Consider the following 4,143-nt stretch of genomic DNA (forward strand, 5'->3'; position numbering starts at 1 on the left):
CGCCAGTTCCAAATCCGCTGTGGCGCCTGCTTCTTGGATGTGGTAACCGGAGATCGAGATGGAATTGAACTTCGGCATCTTGGCGCTGCTGTAGCCGAAGATGTCGGAGATGATTCGCATCGAGGGCTTGGGCGGATAGATGTAGGTGTTGCGCACCATGAACTCTTTGAGGATGTCGTTCTGGATGGTGCCGGACAGCTTCTCCGGCGGCACACCTTGCTCCTCGGCGGCCACCACGTAGAGCGCCAGGATCGGCAGCACCGCGCCGTTCATCGTCATCGACACGCTCACCGCTGACAGGTCGATGCCGTCGAACAGTTGCCGCATGTCGAGAATGGAATCGATTGCCACTCCAGCCATTCCGACATCGCCCTGCACCCGCGGATGGTCGGAGTCGTAGCCGCGGTGGGTGGCGAGGTCGAACGCCACCGACAGTCCCTTCTGACCGGCGGCGAGGTTGCGGCGGTAAAACGCGTTGGAGTCCGCGGCGGTGGAGAAACCCGCGTACTGACGAATGGTCCACGGCTGGTTGACATACATCGTCGGGTAGGGGCCGCGCAGGTAGGGCGGCTCACCGGGAAAGCTGTCGAGCGGATACCCTTCGGCAACGGCGGCGGCGCGGTCAGCGCCGATGTACACCGGTTTGACGGTGATGCCCTCCGGTGTGTGCCAGGCCGACTGCTCGGCTGTGTACCCGTGCGCCGACGCCGCGGCGGCGACGCGCTTTTCCACCGCCGCCGGCGTGGACGGTTCGACCACGCGCTCACTGTGCAGCGGCACGTCGGCGAAGCTGCCGAGGGCGGACTGGCATTCGGAGTGGGTGTCGGATGCCGGTTGGCCGGTGACATCCTGCAGAGTCATCCTGGCTAGGCTCCCAACCGGTTGAGCAGATGCGTCAGCGCTTGCACAGCGTTGATCTTGGCGGTCAGGAACTCGTCGGGCAGCTGCGCCCGGTCGTCGACGTCACCGAGAGTTTCGCGTGGGCCGGCCAGATAAACCCGCACGATTCCGGCGCTACGCGCCGCCTGCACGACACCGACCGCTTCGTCAAGGTAGCGCCGGTCGGTGCCGCAGATCACCGCGACCTTAGGTGAGCCGGCCGCTAAAACCGCTTGCGCGACACCGGCGGCGTCGACCGGTCCCGGGTTGATCACTTCGATGCCGCCCGAGGCCATCAGGTTAGCCGCGAACGTCACCCGAGTGTTGTGTTCGGCCAGCGGTCCCAACGGCAGCAGCAGCACGGTGGGCCGTTCACCGGTTCGCTCCAGGAATGCATCGGAGCGGTCCCGCAGCGCTTCGAACGGCGCCGCGTAGCGCTGCACCGTCGGCGTCGAATCACTGTGTGGTACCGGCGGTTCGGCGATGTTCGGGTACTCGCTGACGCCGGTGATCGCGGTGCGGCGGTGCGCGATGTCGTCAGCGCGCCGGGCTGAGACCTCGGCGATCTGATCGCGCACGTAGTCGCGGGCCGCCTCGAATCCCCCGCGCTTTTCGATAGCCTGGAAATGCCGCCACGCTTCCTGCGCCAGTTGCTCGGTGAGGTCTTCGACGAACCAGGATCCACCGGCCGGATCCAGCACCCTGCCGGTGTGCGACTCCTCCAGCAGCAGCAGCTGGGTATTGCGGGCAATTCGCCGCGAAAAACTGGTCGCGATGCCCGGGTAGCCGCCGGGGATCGCCGCGTCGAACGGCAGCACCAGCACGGTGTCGGCGCCACCGACACCGGCGCCGAAAGCGGCCAGCGTGGTGCGCAGCATATTCACCCACGGGTCACGCTGAGTCATCATCATCAGCGACGTCTCCGCATGCAGCACGGCCGCGCCGCTGCCCGGTTCGCCGACCACTTCGGCGACCCGCGCCCACAGCAGACGGGCCGCCCGCATCGTGGCGATCGTCATGAACTGGTCGTCACCGGCTGCGAGCCGAAAAGAGATCAGCCGCAACGCATCTGCGGCCGTGAGGTCGCCATCGGTCAACGCCCGCACGTACTCGACACCGGCCGCGATGCTGCCGGCGAGCTCCCAGGCCGCGTTGGCCCCGAGATTGTGGAACGCCGGGCCGTCGACGGTGATCGCACGCACGCCACGGCCTTCGGCCGCCCGGGCCGCCACGGCGAGGACTTCGTCGATCGGCGGGGCGCCGCGACCACTCAGCGGTGTGGTCAGCGGGTCGGCGCCCAAATCGATCGACAAGGCGGCCCTTCGGTCCGGGTCCAGCTCGGCGATCAGCGCCAGCATGCCGTAGGACGTCACCGCGTAGTCCGTCCCGGCGTCCAGAATGATCGGCGCGAGATCCAGATACACACCGGCGAGCAGCCGGTCGAGCTGAGCCGGCGCCACCCCGGTCTGACCGACCCGCAGCACCAGCGCGCTGACACCGTCGTTGAGTGCTGCCAGCACGGTCGCGTTGGCCTCCGCCCCGTCCTGGCCGTCGCGCTCGTTGAGCGGAAATGTTTCGGCGATCTTCCAACCCGCGTTGACGTCGCGCAGTGCGTCGGCGCCGCGCACGAAGGGCCATTCACCCGGCAGCGGCGGCTCCGGTCGCGCGTCGAGCGCGGTGTAGAGCGGGCGGATCGCAAAACCCTCGGAGGTAGCGATTTCCAGCAGGCGTTCCGGTTCGTCACCGAAATCGGCCTCGTCGCGCCGCAAACTTCTGGCCAGCACGCCCGCTACCGCCGCGCGCCACCGCGCGTGCGCCTGCACCAGGTCGGCGGGAGGATCGACTGACACCGGCGGCTCCTGGTCATCGCAGCGTTGCAAGCGGAGGTCTTCTCAACCAGGCTAATTGATAGCGGTCAGCGCTGATCAGTCGAGTGCTGACGGCCACCGGCAACGATTCGCGAAATGCCACACGCGGACAACGAAATGTTCACAGACGGCCGTTAGCCTTTAAATCCGTGACGGGTTCTGCCAACGGCAAGATCGCCGGCACCTTGCGGGGTCTCGCTTCGGCGGTAGTCGCGGCGGCACGGCAGGCGCCTCGCCGGCGCATCCTGCTGACCGGCGTCGTGCTCGCGGCTGCGGTCGCGGTGACGCTGCTGGTTCCGCTCCCCACCGCGGTGCAGTTGCGGGACTGGGCGGCGTCGATGGGACCGTGGTTTCCGGCGGCTTTCCTGGTCGCCCATATCGCCGTCACCGTGCTGCCGTTCCCGCGTACCGCATTCACCCTGGCCGCCGGCCTGCTGTTCGGTCCGTTGCTCGGCGTGCTGCTGGCCGTCGCCGCCAGCACTGCCAGCGCGGTGATCGCCGTGGCGTTGGTGCGGGTCGCCGGCTGGCAACTCAGCAGGCTGGTCCGGCACCGGGCGGTCGAAACGCTAGATGACCGGCTGCGCGAACGGGGCTGGCCGACGGTGCTGGCGTTGCGGTTGGTTCCCGCCGTGCCGTTCTCGGTGCTCAACTACGCCGCTGGCGCGTCCGCGGTGCGGTTATGGCCGTACACGTTGGCGACGCTGGCCGGCCTGGCCCCGGGCACCGCAGCCGTGGTCATCCTGGGCGACGCGCTGACCGGTCATGTCGATCCGTTGCTGCTGTTGGTGTCGCTGTGCACCGCCGCTGTCGGGGTGGCAGTGCTGGTGTACGAGGTCAAGCAGCACCGCCGCGCCCGCCACGAACTGTCGGCCGAACGCGACGAAGTCGCCGAACCGGCGATTTGCCGCAGCAGATAGTTCTTCGGCATCGACCGGGGTCACCGGCCGCCGAAGCCGCCGGCGTTGCCGCCGTAGCCGCCGCTGGGCCCAGTGGCGCTGGTGCCGCCAGGGCTGGAGCCGATGCCATCCGGACTGCCGCCGATGCGTCCTGGGCTGGTGGCGATGCCTCCTGGGCTGCTGGCGATGCCTCCCCCGGTCATCGGGCCGTTCTCCCAGCGGTTTTCGCCGCCGGGCAGGAACGGTGGCCGCGCCGATCGTAGCGCCGGCGGAGCCAGAATCGGCACCGGCATAAAGGGGAACATCGGCGCTACCGGCACGAATACGGGCACCGGGACACGCTTGGGAGCTACCGAAGCGGGCGCGGGAGCCGCCGGAACCGGTGCTGGCGCAGCGGGAACTGGTGCCAGAATAGGCGCCGCCGGAGCAGGAGCCGCTGGAGCTGGCACAACCACCTGCGGCGCCTCGGGCGCAGGCGCCGGTAGCAGGGCTTTCTGTGG

4 protein-coding genes are annotated in these 4,143 nt (G+C 68.4%); 1 reads left to right on the forward strand and 3 read right to left on the reverse strand.

The genetic code is table 11. The features are described 5' to 3' along the window. Window positions 1-861 (reverse strand): methylmalonyl-CoA mutase family protein (locus WA317_RS07645; RefSeq protein WP_425172461.1); only part of this gene is annotated, 861 nt, incomplete at its 3' end. Window positions 862-866: 5 nt separating this feature from the next. After that, window positions 867-2,729, reverse strand: a complete 1,863-nt coding sequence (mutA, locus tag WA317_RS07650; protein WP_425172462.1) for a methylmalonyl-CoA mutase small subunit — start codon at window positions 2,727-2,729, stop codon at window positions 867-869. Between the two features lie 167 nt (window positions 2,730-2,896). Between mutA and WA317_RS07655 the strand changes: the two genes are divergently transcribed. Continuing rightward, window positions 2,897-3,664, forward strand: coding sequence for a TVP38/TMEM64 family protein (locus WA317_RS07655; RefSeq protein ID WP_425172463.1), 768 nt, complete (start codon window positions 2,897-2,899; stop codon window positions 3,662-3,664). Window positions 3,665-3,684: 20 nt separating this feature from the next. Here WA317_RS07655 and WA317_RS07660 read toward each other — a convergent pair whose 3' ends face one another. Continuing rightward, on the reverse strand, window positions 3,685-3,975 hold the full coding sequence (locus tag WA317_RS07660; RefSeq protein WP_425172464.1) for a hypothetical protein: 291 nt from the start codon (window positions 3,973-3,975) through the stop codon (window positions 3,685-3,687). Window positions 3,976-4,143: the final 168 nt, after the last annotated feature.

The organism is Mycobacterium sp., from assembly GCF_049802695.1.
GTDB lineage: Bacteria > Actinomycetota > Actinomycetes > Mycobacteriales > Mycobacteriaceae > Mycobacterium.